A 17784-nucleotide genomic window follows, 5' to 3' on the forward strand; every position below is an offset into this window, starting at 1 on the left:
CCGCCAACTTTTCTATAGGGCGGAACGCCCTCATGAATAATTTGGCGGCATTTTCGCCAAATTATGAATGGCACTGCTGCCTGTTATAAATGGCACTGCCCCCCTGTTATAAATATCACTACAGCTTAGAAAGCCATAAGTCCGTCAGGGAATGCTTCACCTTCCCTCTGTATCCCGTCATGGTTTCCGCCATGGCAAGAGAATTAAGAACTGCTTCCTCCGTAGCCTCTGCCGCAGCCCGAAAGGCTGTTTCCAGAGCTTCTTCTTTAAGAATCCGGAGAGTCAGCAGTTCTTTTTCCATTTTTTCCGGTATCCGGTTTGCCGTGGTAAAGCCGATGACAATATCCCCGCTTCCATGGCCCATGAAAGACCCTGTCCTGGAAAGCCCGGCCCCGGCCCGTTTTAAAATCCTCTTTAGCTGCCGGTCAGAAACCGGCAGATCTGTCGCCATGATGACCATAATGGAGCCCCTGTCAAGAACTGCCGGCTCTGTAAGGGAGACAATTTCCTTGCCCACCGGCTTGCCATTGATCATAAGATCTTCCGTACTTCCGAAATTAGACTGTACCAGCGCTCCAAGGGTATAAGTTTCTCCCCCTATTTCAAACATTCTGGAGGCGGAGCCGATCCCTCCCTTTAAGCCGAAACAGACCGTGCCGCAGCCCGCTCCTACGGCTCCTTCTTTAAAATCCTTTTCTGCCGCCTTTACCGCCCGTCTCACTTCCTCTGTTCCCACCGGCCTGTCCTGAATCCGGTTTAAAACAGAGTCATTGCACTCTCCCACCACCGGATTTACAGAGGTGACTTCCACCCCCTCCCCGGCGCACTGTTCCAGAATCAAATCCACCAGGGCATCGTGAACCTTCCCTACATTTAAAGTATTGGTCAGAGCAATGGGAGTTTCTAAGGTTCCCAGTTCCTCCAGCTGAACCAGTCCCTGGCTCTTTCCAAAACCGTTGTGAACGTAGGCGGCTGCGGTCAGCTTTGTCACGAAGGGGTTGTCCCTGCACGGCAGGATAACCGTCACTCCTGTCTTGTGATGTTCCGTGTCCAAGGTTTCATGTCCCACCAAAACACCCTCTACGTCTGTAATTTTATTGAGAGGACCCGGAGCCAGGTTTCCGATCTCAATGCCGTATTCCCGAATTCTTTTCATGATGTTTCCCTTTCTTTTTCTTTTTGATGTTGTAGGTCAGATCAAACCTTGATATAATAAAAATGTGTAAAATAACATTTTTTACCGTTTTTCCCAAAGGAGGATATTAATATGAAGGTTCAAAACATTACAGATGTAGAGAAGTTCTTTAAAGTCATTGAGCAGTGCAAAGGGACCGTTGAACTGGTTTCCAACGAAGGGGACCGCATCAACTTAAAGTCCAAGCTCAGCCAGTATCTTTCCATGGCTACCATTTTCTCCAACGGCATCATCAATGAGCTGGAGCTGGTTGCCCATGAACCGGAAGACATGGAACGTTTGATCAAGTACATGTATCAGGGTGAATAATGGCAAAGAGGACATTCTGAAATCAGACTGCTGATTCAGAATGTCCTTTGTATTTACGGCTGTTTGACAATCTTTTGTCTCTTCTGCTTCTTTCTGTTCTCCAGTCTCTTATTCACAACCTCCCGAAGCACCGTATACAGGACGGAGCAGAGGGGGATGAATACCAGCATTCCCACGATTCCCAGGGCGCTGCCTCCTATGGTTACAGCTACCAAAACCCAGATAGAAGGAAGGCCTACAGAATTTCCTACCACATGGGGATAAATCAAATTTCCTTCAATCTGCTGAAGCACCAGGAATATAATAACGAATATAAGGGCATCCAAGGGCCTTACCATCAGCATCAAAAATGCTCCGATAGCCAGCCCAATAAATGCTCCAAACATGGGGATCAGCGCGGTAAATGCGATCAGCACTCCGATGAGAAGGGCATAGGGAAGGCGGAATATTGACAGGGCCAGAAAAAACATGGTTCCAAGGATCACCGCCTCCAGGCACTGGCCCGCAAGGAAATTGGAAAAGGTGTCATTGGTCAGCTTTAAAAGCCCCAGGGTCTGAACCGTGGCCTCCTCCGGAAGAAAAGCCGCCATCAGTTTCTTAATCTGGTGTGATAAGGTTTCCTTCTGGAGCAGAATATAAATAGCAAAAACAAGCCCGATTCCAAAGGTGGTCACACCGCTGATAATGGACATGGCGGCAGAGAAGGTAGAGGATAAGACAGTCCCCGCGCCTGTCGTCAGAAAGCCCACTACCTTTTCCAGAAAGGATTTCCAGTCAACCTGGATGCTGTTGATATAATTTCCAATCTCCGGATTTAAGGCGAACATCTTCTCCGCCTCCTCCTTGACCCCTGTCAGAAAGGCCGGGATGCTGTACTGCAAGCTTAAAACCGTATGGAAAAGCTCAGGCATTACCACAAAGGTGACTAAAATCAGAATCCCGATCACCAGAATCAGGGTCAGACACAGGCTTAAAGGCCTGCGCAGCTTGCTGTCTTCATTTAATGGAAGCATCTTTTCAATCCACTTCATAGGTACATTTAAAATAAAGGCCATAACTCCTCCCACAAGAAAAGGGGTAATGAACCCAATCAGCTTCACACCAAGAGCCAGCACCCGGCTGTAATTCCAGCCGATCACCACCGCTGCCACAGCAAATACGATGAGGCCCCTTATTTTTTTAATAGTACTGTCATTTAATTCCATTCCTGTCTCCTTTTATACTCCCTTACAGATAAAACCGGTTCGGTTTTTCCCTTTTTCTTTCATTATACACAACTTCTGGATAAGTTCAATCACATGATTTCTAAAATTTTAGAAAAATATGGAAACAGTGGCAAGCCAATATTCATACACTTACAGTGTAAACAATTTAATTGGAGGAACCAATATGAGTGATCTGGCAGCAACTAACTGTGGATGCGGATGTGACTGCAACAGTGGAGGATGCAACAACAGCGGATGCGGTGGAAATTTAATCTGGCTGATCTTGATCCTTTGCTTCTGTGGCGGCGGCAATGGCTTTGGCGGCGGAAGCTGTAACAGCGGATGCGGCGGAAATGATGGTGGCAGTTGGATTTGGATCATCATTCTTCTCTGCTGCTGCGGCGGCGGCGGCTTTGGCGGCTTTGGAGGCGGAAATAACTTCTGCTGCTAAACAGAACATAAAACAACGCCCGGTCCTTTCATGGACCGGGCGTTGTTTTTTCTCTTACTGGCTCTGTCCCTGATTCCCTCCCTGTCTTCCAAGGGAACCCTGGCCATTTCCTCCTCTGGTATCCGGCTTTTTGTTCTGCTTTCTCTTCATACATTCCTCGTCAATTTCGTATACTGCATTTCCATCTATAATCAATCGGCTTCTCATATCTTAATCACTCTCCTGTAATACTAATATATGCAGACGCATATATTGTCAACAAGAAAAGTAAGGATGTCATGCTATGAACAATGAACAAAATCTCCAGGCAAATGACTTGGATGCCCTCATCGGCGACAACCACCTTCATATGATGAAGGCCGCCCTGCCCTATATGAGTGTTCCCCAGCAGCGCTTTTTCTCCTTTTACATCAAATTCGACGAGCTTCGCCGCACCGTTAACTTATTTGAAGACGGAGAAGTGGCCGCCATGGGACTCTCTGCTCCTCCGGAAAAGGAACAGTCTGACTTTCCCATTGACATGCTGAACACCATCAAGCCCTTTGGAAGTCCGTCAGAACAAGATCTCATTGATCTCATCATCAATTTCATGCAGGGCTTTAAACTGGCAGGCGCTTTCTCCGACCCAATCCCTGGCTCCACCATTCCTGTCCAGGCCCAGTCAGACGGACAAAGCAGGACCCAGAACCAAAACCACCAGCGCCAGAATAACAATCCATTTGGACGGCTTTCCCTGGAACAGATCAAGAACTTTATGCCGCCGGAACAGCAGTCCCGTTTCGAGACCATGCAGCTTATGATGTCTGCCATGCAGCAGATGGGCTAAAAGGCTTCACCCTTCCCCCGTTTACATATCCGCAAAGAAAGGATGTATCAAAACCCATGAATACCAACTGGAAACAAGACCCCAGATTAAAAAAAATGAATCCTCAGAAAATTTCCCTTTTGACTGAATTTGCAAAACGGGTGGAATCCGTTCCCAAGGACCAGCTCCTCCCAACTCTCCTCAGCTTAAATGCAGAGGCCAGCCAAAAGGGCATCCAATTCAACGATGAAGAAACAGACCTCCTCATGTCCATCATGAGCGCCAACATGAGTGAAAACGAACGGAAGCGTATGGAAACACTCCGCCTTCTTTCCAGAAACCTCTCCAGGCGCGGAAATAAGTAAAAACAAGGACATTATGGCCTGAAACAAATGGCCATAATGTCCTTGTTTTGTTATGTAGCTCTGAATCAGGCTACTCTCTTATATTATTCCTGTTCTGCAGTATCATCTGCAGGAACAATGATGTTCAGTAAGAAGGATACCAGGAAAGACAGAACGATTGGTGAGTTTCCGATGATGTTCCGAATATCCTGTGATGCAAACTGAAGAGATTTGGATGCAGTAGTGATACCTACACCAAGAGCCAGTGAAATACCAACGATCATCTTATTGCGGTAATTCATAGGCTGCTCTGTGATCAGCTGAATACCTGACATGGTGATGGCCGCAAATACTGTAACAGTAGCACCTCCGAGAACCGGGTAAGGAATTGTTGTCATAACAGCTCCGAATTTAGGACAAAGACCTGCAACGATCATGATAGCACCTACAATTACGAAAACTCTCTTTGCAACAACCTTAGTGGTTACGATAAGACCTACGTTCTGGCTGTATGGGTCAGTTGGAAGACCGCCTATAAGAGCACCAAGCATACCGCAGACACCCTGGCCCATGATAGCTCCGCCGATTTCTTTATCAGCTGCTTCTCTGTTAAAAGCACCGATTGCAGTGGAGGAAACATCACCGATGGTCTGTACTGCCTGTACAATGTACATAATGATCATTGCCAGAATTGCTGAAGGATGGAATTCAAGTCCCCAGTGAACAAATCTTGGCAGTGCAATCCAGTTTGCAGTTGCAACACCTTCGAATTTTACCATGCCGCCGAAAACCATAGATAAAATATAACCTGTACCAATTCCGATCAGCATACCGGATACTTTAACGTATCCCTTTCCAAATAAGTTACATGCAAGAGTAACTGCAAGAGTGATCAGGGCGATAAGCCAATACTTAGGCTCACCAAAGTTATCAGCATTAGCATTTCCGCCTGCCATGTAGTTGATTGCAGTACCGTATAAGGACAATCCAATACTGAGAACTACCGTACCGCTTACGATTGGCGGGAAGAACTTACGAATCTTACCCATTGCCAAACCGATGAAGATAGAAGAAAAAGCTCCTACAAGCTGGGCACCAAAGATGGCACGGATTCCGTAACTCATACCGATAGCAGTCAAAATAGGCATGTAGGCAAAAGCAACACCCATAACGTTGGGAAGACCCATACCAAATCCCATAATAGGGAACAACTGTATCAATGTAGTGATACCACCAATAACCATAGCAGCCTGCATTAACAGAATTTTCTCTTCTTCAGGAAGTTGAAGCAGCTGGGCAATTAAAATAGGAGGAGTGATGTTTCCTACAAGCATGGCTAATACATGCTGCAATGCCTGCGGTGTTGCTGCCCCCCAGCTCGGTTTTCCTTCCAGTTGAAATAATGCGGCATCCGCACCTTTTACTGACTTAGCACTCATAATTTTTCTTTCCTTTCCTGTTCTTTAAATAGAATGTTGATTTGAATATAAAAATTTTTCATGCTCCAATCCTCTCGTTGATACTCATCACGCTCCTTTTGAAGACATAGGTATATAATACAACATATTTGTTAAATTGTATAGTCTTTTTTTTATTTTCCCAACTTCTTTTTACATTTTTACCACATTTTTTCTTAAGATGTTCTTATTTCCTTAGAACTCAGCATTTAAAAAAGTGCCTTAATCGGGGTTAAATGCCCGATTTAAGCACTTTTTTACGTTATAATTACAGTGGATTCTTACAAAATCTAAAAAATTTTTAGGTAGAAGTTTGTCGAAACTTACTCCTGATTATTTGCATACAATGTTGATAATTCTTCCGGGAACGTAAATTTCTTTTACAATGGTTCCGGTCATTTTATCCTGGATCAGGGTCTTTCCTGCTTCAATGGCATCTTCCTTTGACACATCTGCCGGAAGCTTTACCACTGCCCTGGTTTTTCCATTTACCTGGACTGCGATTTCCACTTCATCATCCTTCATGGCCTCTACATCGCATACCGGCCACTGGGCATGGAACACAGAACCGCTGCCGCCAAGCTGCTGCCATAACTCTTCTCCAATATGAGGAGCAAAGGGTGCCAGAAGAATCACAAAGGTCTTTAATGTCTCCCTGTCAATGCCTCCTGTCTTCTTCGCCAGGTCAATCAGCTTGTTGTTATACTCCATAAATCCGGAAATAACCGTATTTAAGTTAAACTGGTTAAAACGCTGGTCAATATCAAAGATCAGCTTGTTGCGCAGGCGGAGCATATCCTTGTCAGGCTCAATTTCCTTTCCGCAACTCTCTGTCGCCAGATTCCAGAAACGGCCCAGGAAACGGCTGACGCCTTCAATTCCTCTGTCATCCCACTCTGCATCCAGGTCCGGCGGTCCCACGAAAAGCTCATACATACGGAGAGAATCACAGCCGTAATCCCGTACCAGCTCATCAGGAGAAACCACATTTCCCTTGGATTTACTCATCTTGATTCCGTTCTTTCCGGTGATCATACCCTGATTGAACAGCTTGGTAAACGGCTCGTCAAAGTCCACAACACCGATGTCGTTCAAAAACTTAGTATAGAAGCGGGAGTACAGAAGGTGAAGCACCGCATGCTCCACGCCGCCGATATACATATCCACCGGAAGGTATTTATCAGCCTTTTCCCTGGATACCAGTTCCTTGTCATTGTGGCTGTCCACATAGCGGAGGAAATACCAGGAGGAACCGGCCCACTGAGGCATGGTGTTTGTCTCTCTCTTTGCAGCAGCGCCGCACACCGGACAGGTGGTGTTAACCCACTCTTCAATGTCTGCCAGAGGAGATTCTCCTGTGCCTGTTGGCTGGTAGCTTTCTACTTCAGGCAGAGTAAGAGGAAGCTGATCCTCGGGAACTGGAACATTTCCGCAGTGAGGACAGTGGATAATGGGAATCGGCTCACCCCAGTAACGCTGTCTGGAAAATACCCAGTCGCGCAGCTTGAAGTTGACGGTCTTCTTTCCAAGGCCTCTCTCCTCGATCATGGCAGGAGCTTCTTTTTTCAAAACAGCAGACTCCATGCCGTTCCATTCTCCGGAATTGATCATGATTCCGCTGGCTTCGGTATAGGCCTCTGTCATATCTTCTATTTCTATTCCATCCTTTGAAATAACCTGGACAATGGGGATATTGAATTTCTTTGCAAACTCAAAGTCCCTGTCATCGTGGGCAGGCACACACATGATGGCTCCTGTACCGTAATCGGCAAGAACGTAATCAGAAAGCCAGATGGGAACCTTTGCTCCATTTAAAGGATTGATGGCATAGCTTCCTGTAAATACGCCTGTTTTCTCCTTATCCTGAAGACGGTCCACGTTGGATTTCATAGACGCATCGTAAATATACTTTTCAACTGCTTCCCTGGTCTCAGGAGTGGCAAGTCCTGCTGCAAGGTCGTGTTCCGGTGCCAGAACCATAAAGGTTGCGCCGTACAAGGTGTCAGGTCTTGTGGTATAAACGGTAATGGCCTCTTCTCTTCCGTCAACCTTAAAGTCCACTTCCGCGCCGTAGGATTTTCCAATCCACTCAGACTGCATCTTTTTAACCTTTTCCGGCCAGTCCAGCTTATCAAGGTCATTTAACAGACGATCGGCATAGGCTGTAATCTTTAACATCCACTGTCTTAAATTCTTCTTTGTAACTGCAGTGCCGCAGCGCTCACAGCTTCCATTTACCACTTCTTCGTTTGCCAGTCCTGTTTTACAGGAAGGACACCAGTTGATTGGGAATTCCTTCTCATAAGCCAGGCCCTTTTTGAACATCTGCACAAAAATCCACTGGGTCCATTTGTAAAAGCCCGGATCTGTGGTGTTGACTTCCATATCCCAGTCATAAATGGCTGCGATTTCGTTGATCTGACGCTTGATGTTAGATACATTTTCTGCTGTAGATTTGGCAGGATGAACGCCCATCTTGATGGCGTAATTTTCTGCCGGAAGCCCGAAGGCGTCCCAGCCCATAGGGTGAATGACGTAATTACCCCTTAAAATCTGATACCGGCTCCAAACGTCGGAGATAACATAGCCTCTCCAGTGTCCAACGTGAAGACCGCTTCCTGACGGATATGGGAACATGTCCAGACAGTAATATTTTGGTTTTGTTCCGTCGTCCACATTAATGGGATTCTTTTCCCAGTTCTCACGCCATTTCTTTTCAATGGCACTGTGATTGTATGATGCTGCCATAATAAAAATTTCCTCCTTCTGTGAAAGGGATTTCCCCTGTTTCATATACTGCGGATAAAATAAAAAAGCGTCTCAAGCCATCAATAGGACAGCATAGAGACGCAGGATATACCGCGTGGTACCACTCTATTTCATACAATTTGTATGCTCTCGCTGAATATGTCACAATAGACATATCCGCCCGCTGTAACGGCCGGGAAGCCGGCAGTGCCTACACAGAAAGTCTTCTTTCCTTCAGCACGCTACTCAAAGGCGAGTTCAGCCATCCTCTACAACCGGCTTTCACCAGCCGCCGGCTCTCTGCATGTTTCAGATTGCTTACTATTCCTCTTCAACGTATTTTTGCTAAATCCAAATGTAACATAATTGGCGAAAAGTGTCAACTGCATTTTATGAAATCTCCGAAATAAGGAAAGCCGCCGCTGCCGTCAGGAAAAATATCACCATTCCCAAATTTAAAAACATGACCCGAAAGCCGCCCCTTCCCCAGATTTCCGTTATTCCAGGCTCCAGGCGAAGCTTTTTGCGGCTGGTAAAAAACAGAACTGTTCCCGCCGCTGCCCCTCCCAGGATAAACAGGGAATAAAGAGCTGAAAACCATAAAGAACCTGCCGCACGAAGGGCTACAAAAGACCCCATAAAATTAATTACCATATGAAACACGATGGTATAGCGAAGCTTTCCTGTCCTGATATAAATATACCCAAAAACCAGCCCGATTCCAAAGGCATAAAAGAACTGGTAAAAGTTACCGTGACTCAGCCCGAAGACAAAGCTGGACACTAAAATAGCTGCCTTATCCCCATACTGGCGGATCCTGCCCATGAGCACCTTCCGGTAAAGAATTTCCTCAAACACCGGAGCCATGACCACCATGGTAATAAGGATGGACCAGCTGCTTAAATTTTCCAGAACCTCTGAAAGGGGATTGACCATAGGTTTGCCTGAAATGGCAGAAACCATACTCATCAGCCCCAGACTGATCAGGTTTCCGAAAAATAATGCGCTGATACAGATGAAAAAACCGGCTGTCAGCATTTTAACTCCGGCCTTTTCTCCTTCCGGGCCCTTAAAAACCGGCATATCCCTTACAACCAAGTAGGTAAGCCCTCCGCCCAGGCAGTAAACAGCCAGGGAAGAGGCAGGCACATACCAGTCCTTAAAGGTTATATCTATCCCAAAACGAAACAGCACTGCTGTCAATATACTCATCTGAACCTGAAGAGCAAATGTCACAAGCAAAAATATTGCATACCCGCCTCCGATTCTTGAAAATGTTTTCCACGCTTCTTTTCTGTCATCCACGATGCTGCTACCTCCTGTTTCTGACAGTTTATCATAATTCATATAAAAGCGCAATTCCCCGGTCACCCCTTGACTGCTCCGCTGGTAAGTCCCCTTACAAACTGCCTGGACATGCAGATGAATAAAATAATCAACGGCAGCGAAGCGATGACAAGCCCTGCCAGGGTAGTTGTATAGTCAATTTTCAAATCCCCTTTAAATGTCATCAGGCCGATGGGAATGGTCTGAATCTTTTTGTTATTTAAGAACACATTGGCAAACAGGAACTCATTCCATACGAAGTTGAGGTTTACAATGGCACAGGAAGCAAATATTGGCTTGCTGATGGGCATAATGATTTTCATAAAAATCTGAAAGCTGTTGTACCCATCCACTACGGCAGCTTCCTCCAGTTCCACGGGAATAGATATAAAGTAGGCCCTCATGAGAAAAACGGTAAACGGGATACGGAATGCAATATATGGAAGAATTACCGCAGCATACGTATTGTAAATATTCAATGCCTTGAGAATCTTATACAAAGGCACCAGGGCGATCTGCTCCGACAGGGCCATTCCTCCCAATACTATAATAAAGATAATACTGCTCCCCTTGGCCTTGAACCGGGTCAGCCCGTAGGCCAGAAACGAGGAGACAGAGAGAATTCCTGCCAGCGATATGCTGCTGACTAAAAGGGAGTTTCCAAAATACCGGTAAAGCCCCATTTTCCAGGCTTTGATGTAATTATCAAACTTCCAGATTCCCGGCAGAGCCAGAGAATTTTTAAACAGTTCCTGGTTTGTCTTCAGGGAATTTAAGATAATCCACCCAAGAGGCGCAACGATTATGATGCATATGACAATGCACAGCAGGTTTAAGACCACCTTTGTAACAGTCTTTTTCATAGTCCACCTCCTACTCTTTACCGGAATTGGTCAGCTTGATCTGAATGACCGAAAGGGTTACGGTTATGAAGAAAATAAAAACACCTGTCACTGCCGCCATTCCCAAATCATCGTGCAAAAATGCCTGCTGGTATAAAAACAGGCCCAGCACCTGAGAGCTGTTTCCAGGCCCGCCGCTGGTGGTGGCATAAACTTCCGTATAAAGCTTAAATGCGCCGATGATGGTGATAATGGTACAGACGAGAAGCTGTTCCTTGGCCTGGGGAATCATGATGCTGATTGCCCGTTTAAAAGGCCCTGCGCCGTCAATGGACGCAGCCTCTATGTATTCCTGGGGTACGTTCTGGAAAGCCACCACCATGAGAAGGGTGATGTATCCCGTAAACTGCCATTGGCTCATGGCTATGATACAGTAAATCGCCAGCTTGGAATCCCCAAGCCAGCCCCTTGCAGGAAGGTTGACCGCCTTTAATAAGTTATTGATAAAGCCTATATTAGGCTCATAGATAAATGTGAACATCAGGCCCACAGCAGTTAAGGAAATCAATGCCGGAATATAATAAACATTCCGGAAAAAGTTCTTTGCCCTTCCTCCGATTGCATTGCTCTCCAATATCAGTGCCAGTATGGTTCCAAAGCCTACCTGAACCAGCAGGGAAATCAGGCAGTAGGCTATATTATTCTTAAGCATAATGGGAAAAACCTGATCCGCAAAAAACCTCTTATAATTGTTCAGCCCCACAAAGGTCTGCCCGGCGGAATAAGAAGACAGCCTGAACAAACTGTATACAACATTCATCAAAACCGGAACATAAACAAAAAACAGAACCAGCGAAACCCCTGGCAGCATATACAAATACGGTGTACGTTTCCTTGTTCTCATACCTTCACCATCTTTCTTCAAATATAGGCAGGCTTTTAAAAATCAAAAGCCTGCCTGCCAAACCGTCACTCTGGCCGTGTCCTTTTACTTTCCGGTACCAACAAGGGTCTGTGCTTCTTTTGCTTTTACCTGGATCTTTGCCATCGCTTCTTCCGGCGTGATGTCGCCGTTTGTCAAATCGGATACGGTTGTCAGATATTCGTCACAAACCGTTGAATACAGGGCGTTATCCAGCCATGCACTCATGGCCTTTGCATCCATAACCGCCTGATATCCGTCCAGCAATGCGGTGTCTGTCAGCCCTTCTGTCGTTCCCTTTGCAGCGTTGAACCAGCCGATTTCCTGGCACTGCTGAGTTCCCACTTCTTTGCCAAGGAACCACTTTAAGAACTCCACGCACTCATCGGGATACTGGGTCTTGGAGGATACTACAAAGCCTTCCGGAACGCCTGTCAGAATATCCTGGTTTCCTTTTGCGCCTTCCACCTTGGGGAAGTTAAACATACCGAAATTCATATCCGGATTATCCTGCTTGATATATGGAATTTCAATCAGCTCGGCATAGTACATAGCCGCCATTTCCATAACAAAATTGGTTCTTCCCATATCCGGCTTCACGCCGTTTGGATTCTCTGTCATATAAGGAAGGAGGGACTGATAATGCTTCAGCGCTTCCACATAGCCCGGATCGGTAAATTCACCGCTGGCAGGATCATAATCCTTGGCCCTCACATCATCGGGAACGAATATCTGGTTCAAGGTTCCGATGTAGTGGGAAGCTGACCACGGCTCCTGGTTGCCGTATGCGATAGGGGTGATTCCCGCTGCTTTTAAGGTTTCGCAGGCAGCCATAAACTCATCCCAGGTCTTTGGCACTTCAATATTGTTTTCTTCAAAGATCTTGCTGTTATAGAAAAACAGCTTGCAGTCAAGGCGGAAAGGAATTCCGTAAAGCATTCCGTCTTTATTTATGTATTGTTCAATCTGGGACTCAATTAAGGAATCCTTCCACTGCTGATCAGCCTCCATATAAGGAGTCAAATCCAGAATCAGGTCTTCGCGGATAAACCGTTCCGTAAAATCTCCCACCCAGCTAAAGAAAATATCAGGGGTGTCGTCTCCCCCTACTACAATTTTAATCTTTTCCTTATACTCCTGGTTCTGTGCACTGGTGATTTCAAATTTGATTTCCGGATGCATGGCCTCGTACTCATGAAGCTTGGACTCAATAAAGCTGTTATAAGGTTCATCAGGGAAACGGTGCATGAACTTAATCACCTTCTGCTCCCCGGAGGCCTTTGCCTCAGTGGTTTTTTCTTCGGTTGAATTGACAGCCGTAGTTCCTGTCCCTCCTCCGCATGCTGCCATGGACAATACCATTACCGCGGCCAATCCCCCACATAATGCCCTTTTTAATACTCCTCTTTTCATAATGCTCTCCTTTCCCCAGGCCCTGCTTTTGCCGGACCCGTTACATATTTTGCATATTCATCACCCTCAGATCTTCCTCCGTCAGCTGAATTTCCTTTCCGAATCCAAAGGACCCATCCCGCTGGCACTGTTTAGATGAAAATACCGCTGCACGGTAAAGACTGATTCGAATTAACATATCCTTATATTCCTCTGCTGTAACGATTCCCCTGCTGCCTGACTGGGAACTGAAATCAACAGCTGATTTCATTCCTTCCAGATAGTGAATGAGAAAACAGGCGATGAAGGAATCTCCCGCCCCCATGGTATCTCTGGCCTTAATCAGACAGGGAGATTGTTCATATATCTTTCCATCCACCATCACAACGGCCCCCTTGGCCCCTCTTGTGGCGATTATCATATGCCTGCAGCCAAATTCCATAATCTGCTCCATGGTCTTTTGAATTTCTTCCTCTTCCATATCACCGCAGGAAATCTCAGCGCAGTCAATATGGGGACAGCATAATTTTAAATATGCCTCGTCGTACCGGTCGGAAAAGTCCATGGAAACAAAGCCGGCGGCTTGTCTGATTTTCGGAAGTTCCTGTTCCATAAAGCTGTGAATGCTGGTATGGATTAAATCAAAGCCTGATATGTACTGTTCATCAGTTTTCGTGAGAACCGGAGGCTTAATTCTGGAAATCCCTCCCCTGTTTCCCTTGAGAAATACCCTGTCTCCATCTACCAGCATAACCCTGGCACAGCCGTTTTCCCCCTCTTCCAGCCTGCAGTGGGATATGTCAATTTCCAGCTCCTTTACCACTGAATATACGTGCTGCCCCACTTCATCGTCACCGAAGGTTCCCAGGTATGCTGCCTGGGCGCCGAACAATTTTCCGAACACTGCAATGTTCAAGGCATTTCCGCCAGGATAAATTGTTTTCGTATGAAGATATTTATCACATACATTATCTCCAATCCCTAATACTTTGATCATAAGTTCCCCCGTATTTATATATATTGTTATCCAATATTGTTCTATATTGTTATATCATATTTACCACAATTAATCAAGCCTTGTATTAATATATTTTATTATTTTTATATAAATATACTCCATAGCTCCAGAAATGTAAAAAGGCTGCCGCACCAGTCAGTGCAACAGCCATAATGCAGCATGTTCTACAATACAGAATACAAACGGCGGATGCTCTGCTCCACAGATTTGGAGGGATTCATAAAATATCTTCCGTCTGTAATTTCCAGAGACAAATACCCCTGGTATCCTAAGTCATCAAACTCTGTTAAATACTGTTCCATATCCAGTATCCCATCTCCCCAGGCCAAATGCCCCCTGGGCTCTCCGTCAATAAAATGGACATGAACCAGCTTTTCCCCCAAAGCCTCTAAATACTGGGCCGGATGCTCTCCTGCAAGGGCCATGGGTATGGTATCAATCATTCCTCCTATGGAGTCGTGATTCAATTCCTGAAGCATGTTCTTTAAGGTGGGTAAATCATACACCAGATTACTTTCATCACGCCTGAGCACCTCCAGGGCCAATGTCACTCCGTAGTGCCTGGCAAGCTCTCCCAAACCGTGTAAGTTCTCCGCCGACCAATTCCAGGCGTCGTCGTAATTGCTTCCGTCAAAATATCCGGTACCTGACGTAACAAGGACCTTATTGCAGCCAAGCTCTCCTGCCGCCCTGATGCTGTCCTCAAAAAACCGTATGCTTCTCCTCCTTGCCGCCAAAGACGGTGCCGCCAGATTGACAGGATATACGCACTGTTCCGGTGTAAAACAGACCAGCTTCAAGTTCCTGCTTTCGATCTCCCGGCGTATTGCGGATATTTCCTTATAGGTCATATCCTCCAGGTGAAAATGGGGCTCTGCTCCCCACAATTCAATATTTTTCACACCATTTGCAACTGCATCATCTAAAAAACGGGTCAGGGGAAAATATTTATACTGAATATTCATGATTGCAATTTGATTGCGATTAATCCCTTTCATTTTTCCCTCATCATATTGCTTGTCAATATTTTATACTCGTAGCGGTCCGCATTGACAATTTCCTTTCCGCTGTAAACCGGCTCTCCTGCGGAATCGTAAGCAATATCTTTGGACAGGATCAAAGCGTCATTTTCCTTTACTTCCAGGTGCTTTGCTTCCTCCCTGGTGGCATGGCATATCCCGATGGTTTTTGCGCCGCTGGTCAGGATAATTCCGTGGTCTGACAGAAGCTGGTGCAGGGACCCGTTTAAGTCCTCGGCCAGCAGATATGCATACTTTCTGGGAAAATGATTCTCCTCTAAAATCACTGGAACATCGTTGCAATACCTTAAGCGCCTGATGCGGATGACCTTGTCATCTTCCGTTAAATTCAAGGTTCTCACATCGGACGGCATGGCTTTCACCAGCTCGGCTGAGAGAAATTTCGTTCCCGCTTTATTTCCCGCCAATTCACAGCTTTGGGAAAACCCCATAAAGCTGTTTAAACTTCTGGACATCTTTTTATTGGAAACAAATGTCCCGATTCTCTGTTTACGGACCAATATCTCTTCATCTACCAGAAGCTCCAGCGCTTTTCTTATGGTGATCCTGCTCACCTGATATGACTCGCTCAATTCCAGCTCCGTAGGAATCCTGGTATTTGCCTTAATTTCTTCGTTTCTGATTTTTGATTTAATATCTTCAGCGATCTGAAGATAAAGAGGCACCACTGTGTCCCTCACCACTTCTGACATATAAACCTTCCTCCTTAAAATGGTCTGAATACCCATGGGGCGCCAGACCATTTTAGACTGATATATTGTATCATACCACACGGAAGGTTTTTTCGCCATGGAAAACGTCAAATTTTTCACGTTTTAAGCCATCAATAGTCCAGTCTTTTATAGTATCTTCTGATAGCCAGGGGATGCCTTCTGTAGTGTTCCAGATGCACGTTGATCCGCTGAAAAGCGGAGCGCATGACAATGGGTGCAAGGATTCCCCTGAACTCATCGCTGATGCCATCTAAACGGAATTTCTTGGTATCAAATACAATGACTTTGGCGCTGACCTTGTTGACAAACTTCTCCACCCGTTCCATCTGGGGCCTTGTCATATCTTCTCCCTTGATCAGTATGACAGGAATATCCCGTTCAATCACCTCAAGGGTTCCGTGGAAGAAGTTGGCCGCTGAAATGGGTCTTGTACGCATCCACTGCATCTCTTCCATGATGCACATGCCGTAGCAGACCGCCCAGTCCTCCAGATTTCCCGATCCTACCAGATAGGTGATAGGCTCGTCGCAGTATTTCTCCGCATAGGCTTTTGCATCCTCATCAGCGTCCTTATATACCTGTACAATGTTATCCGGCATATGTACGATTTCTTTAAAGAACTGGTCATACTTGTCAAACTGGCCTGCATTCTTCATGAAACGCAGGGTTACGGTGTACCAGAAATAATATCCTCCGCCTACCGTGGTCACAAGATGGTCGCACAATTCATATAAGGGGGTTCCTTCCTTTTCCACGTAACCGATCACCCTGGCTCCTGCTGCCCGCACCTTTTCCACCGACTCCACCACTTCCTTGGTGTCTCCTGAAATAGATTCAATGACCACAATGGACCTGCTGTCAAAAAGGGGATTGCCCACCAGGTTAAAATCCGCCGCATTTTCAATATAAATGGGAAGTCTGGAGCCTAACTGCTTGGCAATGTGCATCATCTGGTTTGCATATAAAACAGTTCCTCCGATGCCGATATAAAAGATATTGGAATATCCTTCTTCGCACACCTGGTCAATGATCTTTTCCGTTTTCGGAATGATATCCACCCCGTTTTGATGCTCCTGCCTCACCCTTGCCTCGTCAAAATTAAACATTGCTTTCCTCCTGTTGATTGTCTTATTGATTAAACTTCCAGCCGTTTTTCAAAATGTCCCAAAATCATATCCGGAGATATAATCTGGACGAAAGCATCGGGGTCCTCCTGGCGGATCAGCCTCTTTAATGCCTGCAGCTCGTATTTATTCACCACCACCATATGTATTACCTCATCCTGACGGCTGTATTCTCCCCAGCCACTCCAGCTTGTCACGCCCCGGTTCATGGAACGGTTGATATTCTCTCCCAATGCTTTATTTTTTGTAACAATAAATGCGGACACTTTAATATTCTGGTAATGAACCCGGTCTGTCATCATCCCTGCCGCAATGGCAAAAACCATGGAATATGCTGCAACCTCCAAATCATAGCGCATGGCTGCAATGAAATAGATGAAGGCATTGATGATTACGCTGATCTTTCCCACGCTGAAATCCGGATACTCTTTGGCACAGTACATCCCCAGTATATCTACACCTCCGCCGGAGCTACCCGCCCTTAAGGTGATTCCTACCCCCAGTCCTGATAAAGCCCCTCCGATCATACTGTTTAACAGCTCATCACTGAACAAAGGCTCTTTCGGAGCAGGAATAAAGGTCAGCAGAACCGACTGAATGCATACCGCTATGATTGTCCTGTAGAGAAATTTCTTTCCGATGCTCTTATACCCAAGCAAAAGCAGGGGAAGATTGATGCACCAGAAAATAATTCCCGTAAGGTCCATGGCTTCCGGCACGCCAATGCCTGCAGCCTCTGTAAGCAGCAGCTTGAAAAGCTGGGAAATCCCTGTAAATCCTCCGCTGTAGAGGTTGGAAGGAAACAGAAACCACCGGTAGGCAGCCGCAAAAAACACTACTCCTAAAATCGCCCAGAACATGTTGGAAGTTTCTCTTTGCAGTGTTTTTCCCAT

Annotated in this window: 18 protein-coding genes and 1 other annotated feature; of the genes, 4 read left to right on the plus strand and 14 right to left on the minus strand. The window is 45.9% G+C overall.

Features of this window, described 5'->3' with window-relative positions; all coding sequences use genetic code 11:
* Nucleotides 1–118: 118 nt before the first annotated feature.
* Nucleotides 119–1156 (minus strand): P1 family peptidase, encoded by a 1038-nt coding sequence (locus tag V7M78_RS16225; protein ID WP_333651406.1) that lies wholly within the window; start codon nucleotides 1154–1156, stop codon nucleotides 119–121.
* A 111-nt stretch (nucleotides 1157–1267) separates the two neighbouring features.
* On the opposite strand from V7M78_RS16225, the gene V7M78_RS16230 reads away from it, so the two are divergent.
* On the plus strand, nucleotides 1268–1504 hold the full coding sequence (locus V7M78_RS16230; protein WP_333651407.1) for a polya polymerase: 237 nt from the start codon (nucleotides 1268–1270) through the stop codon (nucleotides 1502–1504).
* A gap of 53 nt (nucleotides 1505–1557) precedes the next feature.
* Here V7M78_RS16230 and V7M78_RS16235 read toward each other — a convergent pair whose 3' ends face one another.
* Entirely contained in the window at nucleotides 1558–2709 is a 1152-nt protein-coding gene (locus tag V7M78_RS16235; protein ID WP_333651408.1) for an AI-2E family transporter, read from the minus strand.
* A gap of 184 nt (nucleotides 2710–2893) precedes the next feature.
* Between V7M78_RS16235 and V7M78_RS16240 the strand changes: the two genes are divergently transcribed.
* Nucleotides 2894–3160 (plus strand): hypothetical protein, encoded by a 267-nt coding sequence (locus V7M78_RS16240; RefSeq protein WP_333651409.1) that lies wholly within the window; start codon nucleotides 2894–2896, stop codon nucleotides 3158–3160.
* A gap of 54 nt (nucleotides 3161–3214) precedes the next feature.
* Here V7M78_RS16240 and V7M78_RS16245 read toward each other — a convergent pair whose 3' ends face one another.
* Nucleotides 3215–3367 carry a hypothetical protein gene (locus V7M78_RS16245; RefSeq protein ID WP_333651410.1) on the minus strand — a complete coding sequence of 51 codons (153 nt, stop codon included), beginning with the start codon at nucleotides 3365–3367 and terminating at the stop codon, nucleotides 3215–3217.
* Between the two features lie 76 nt (nucleotides 3368–3443).
* On the opposite strand from V7M78_RS16245, the gene V7M78_RS16250 reads away from it, so the two are divergent.
* Together V7M78_RS16250 and V7M78_RS16255 are read left to right on the plus strand one after the other, a co-directional pair.
* Nucleotides 3444–3986 (plus strand): hypothetical protein, encoded by a 543-nt coding sequence (locus tag V7M78_RS16250; RefSeq protein ID WP_333651411.1) that lies wholly within the window; start codon nucleotides 3444–3446, stop codon nucleotides 3984–3986.
* Between the two features lie 56 nt (nucleotides 3987–4042).
* A complete protein-coding gene (locus tag V7M78_RS16255) occupies nucleotides 4043–4330 on the plus strand; it encodes a hypothetical protein (protein ID WP_333651412.1) in 288 nt (95 codons plus the stop codon).
* Between the two features lie 83 nt (nucleotides 4331–4413).
* Here V7M78_RS16255 and V7M78_RS16260 read toward each other — a convergent pair whose 3' ends face one another.
* The 11 genes from V7M78_RS16260 to V7M78_RS16310 all read right to left on the minus strand — a co-directional run bounded on the left by V7M78_RS16260 (nucleotide 4414) and on the right by V7M78_RS16310 (nucleotide 17784).
* Nucleotides 4414–5748: a uracil-xanthine permease family protein gene (locus tag V7M78_RS16260; protein WP_333651413.1), complete on the minus strand. Its 1335-nt coding sequence runs from the start codon at nucleotides 5746–5748 to the stop codon at nucleotides 4414–4416.
* A 351-nt stretch (nucleotides 5749–6099) separates the two neighbouring features.
* The gene (gene leuS, locus V7M78_RS16265) at nucleotides 6100–8514 is read right to left on the minus strand and encodes a leucine--tRNA ligase (protein ID WP_333651414.1); all 2415 of its coding nucleotides are present in this window, start codon (nucleotides 8512–8514) and stop codon (nucleotides 6100–6102) included.
* Nucleotides 8515–8606: 92 nt separating this feature from the next.
* Nucleotides 8607–8858 (minus strand) — a binding site (T-box leader).
* A gap of 46 nt (nucleotides 8859–8904) precedes the next feature.
* Nucleotides 8905–9819 (minus strand): CPBP family intramembrane glutamic endopeptidase, encoded by a 915-nt coding sequence (locus V7M78_RS16270; RefSeq protein WP_333651415.1) that lies wholly within the window; start codon nucleotides 9817–9819, stop codon nucleotides 8905–8907.
* A 62-nt stretch (nucleotides 9820–9881) separates the two neighbouring features.
* On the minus strand, nucleotides 9882–10703 hold the full coding sequence (locus V7M78_RS16275; RefSeq protein ID WP_333651416.1) for a carbohydrate ABC transporter permease: 822 nt from the start codon (nucleotides 10701–10703) through the stop codon (nucleotides 9882–9884).
* Between the two features lie 10 nt (nucleotides 10704–10713).
* Entirely contained in the window at nucleotides 10714–11586 is an 873-nt protein-coding gene (locus tag V7M78_RS16280; RefSeq protein ID WP_333651417.1) for a carbohydrate ABC transporter permease, read from the minus strand.
* Between the two features lie 84 nt (nucleotides 11587–11670).
* Nucleotides 11671–13017: an ABC transporter substrate-binding protein gene (locus tag V7M78_RS16285; protein ID WP_333651418.1), complete on the minus strand. Its 1347-nt coding sequence runs from the start codon at nucleotides 13015–13017 to the stop codon at nucleotides 11671–11673.
* Between the two features lie 40 nt (nucleotides 13018–13057).
* On the minus strand, nucleotides 13058–13993 hold the full coding sequence (locus tag V7M78_RS16290) for a PfkB family carbohydrate kinase (RefSeq protein WP_333651419.1): 936 nt from the start codon (nucleotides 13991–13993) through the stop codon (nucleotides 13058–13060).
* A 185-nt stretch (nucleotides 13994–14178) separates the two neighbouring features.
* Nucleotides 14179–15012 (minus strand): sugar phosphate isomerase/epimerase family protein, encoded by an 834-nt coding sequence (locus V7M78_RS16295; protein ID WP_333651420.1) that lies wholly within the window; start codon nucleotides 15010–15012, stop codon nucleotides 14179–14181.
* Nucleotides 15009–15746 carry a GntR family transcriptional regulator gene (locus tag V7M78_RS16300; RefSeq protein WP_333651421.1) on the minus strand — a complete coding sequence of 246 codons (738 nt, stop codon included), beginning with the start codon at nucleotides 15744–15746 and terminating at the stop codon, nucleotides 15009–15011. Before V7M78_RS16300 ends, V7M78_RS16295 begins: the two co-directional genes overlap by 4 nt.
* Nucleotides 15747–15877: 131 nt before the next feature.
* On the minus strand, nucleotides 15878–16873 hold the full coding sequence (locus tag V7M78_RS16305) for an SIS domain-containing protein (RefSeq protein WP_333651422.1): 996 nt from the start codon (nucleotides 16871–16873) through the stop codon (nucleotides 15878–15880).
* A gap of 29 nt (nucleotides 16874–16902) precedes the next feature.
* Nucleotides 16903–17784: a YitT family protein gene (locus V7M78_RS16310; protein ID WP_333651423.1), complete on the minus strand. Its 882-nt coding sequence runs from the start codon at nucleotides 17782–17784 to the stop codon at nucleotides 16903–16905.

Source organism: Lacrimispora sp. (assembly GCF_036758025.1).
GTDB lineage: Bacteria > Bacillota > Clostridia > Lachnospirales > Lachnospiraceae > Lacrimispora.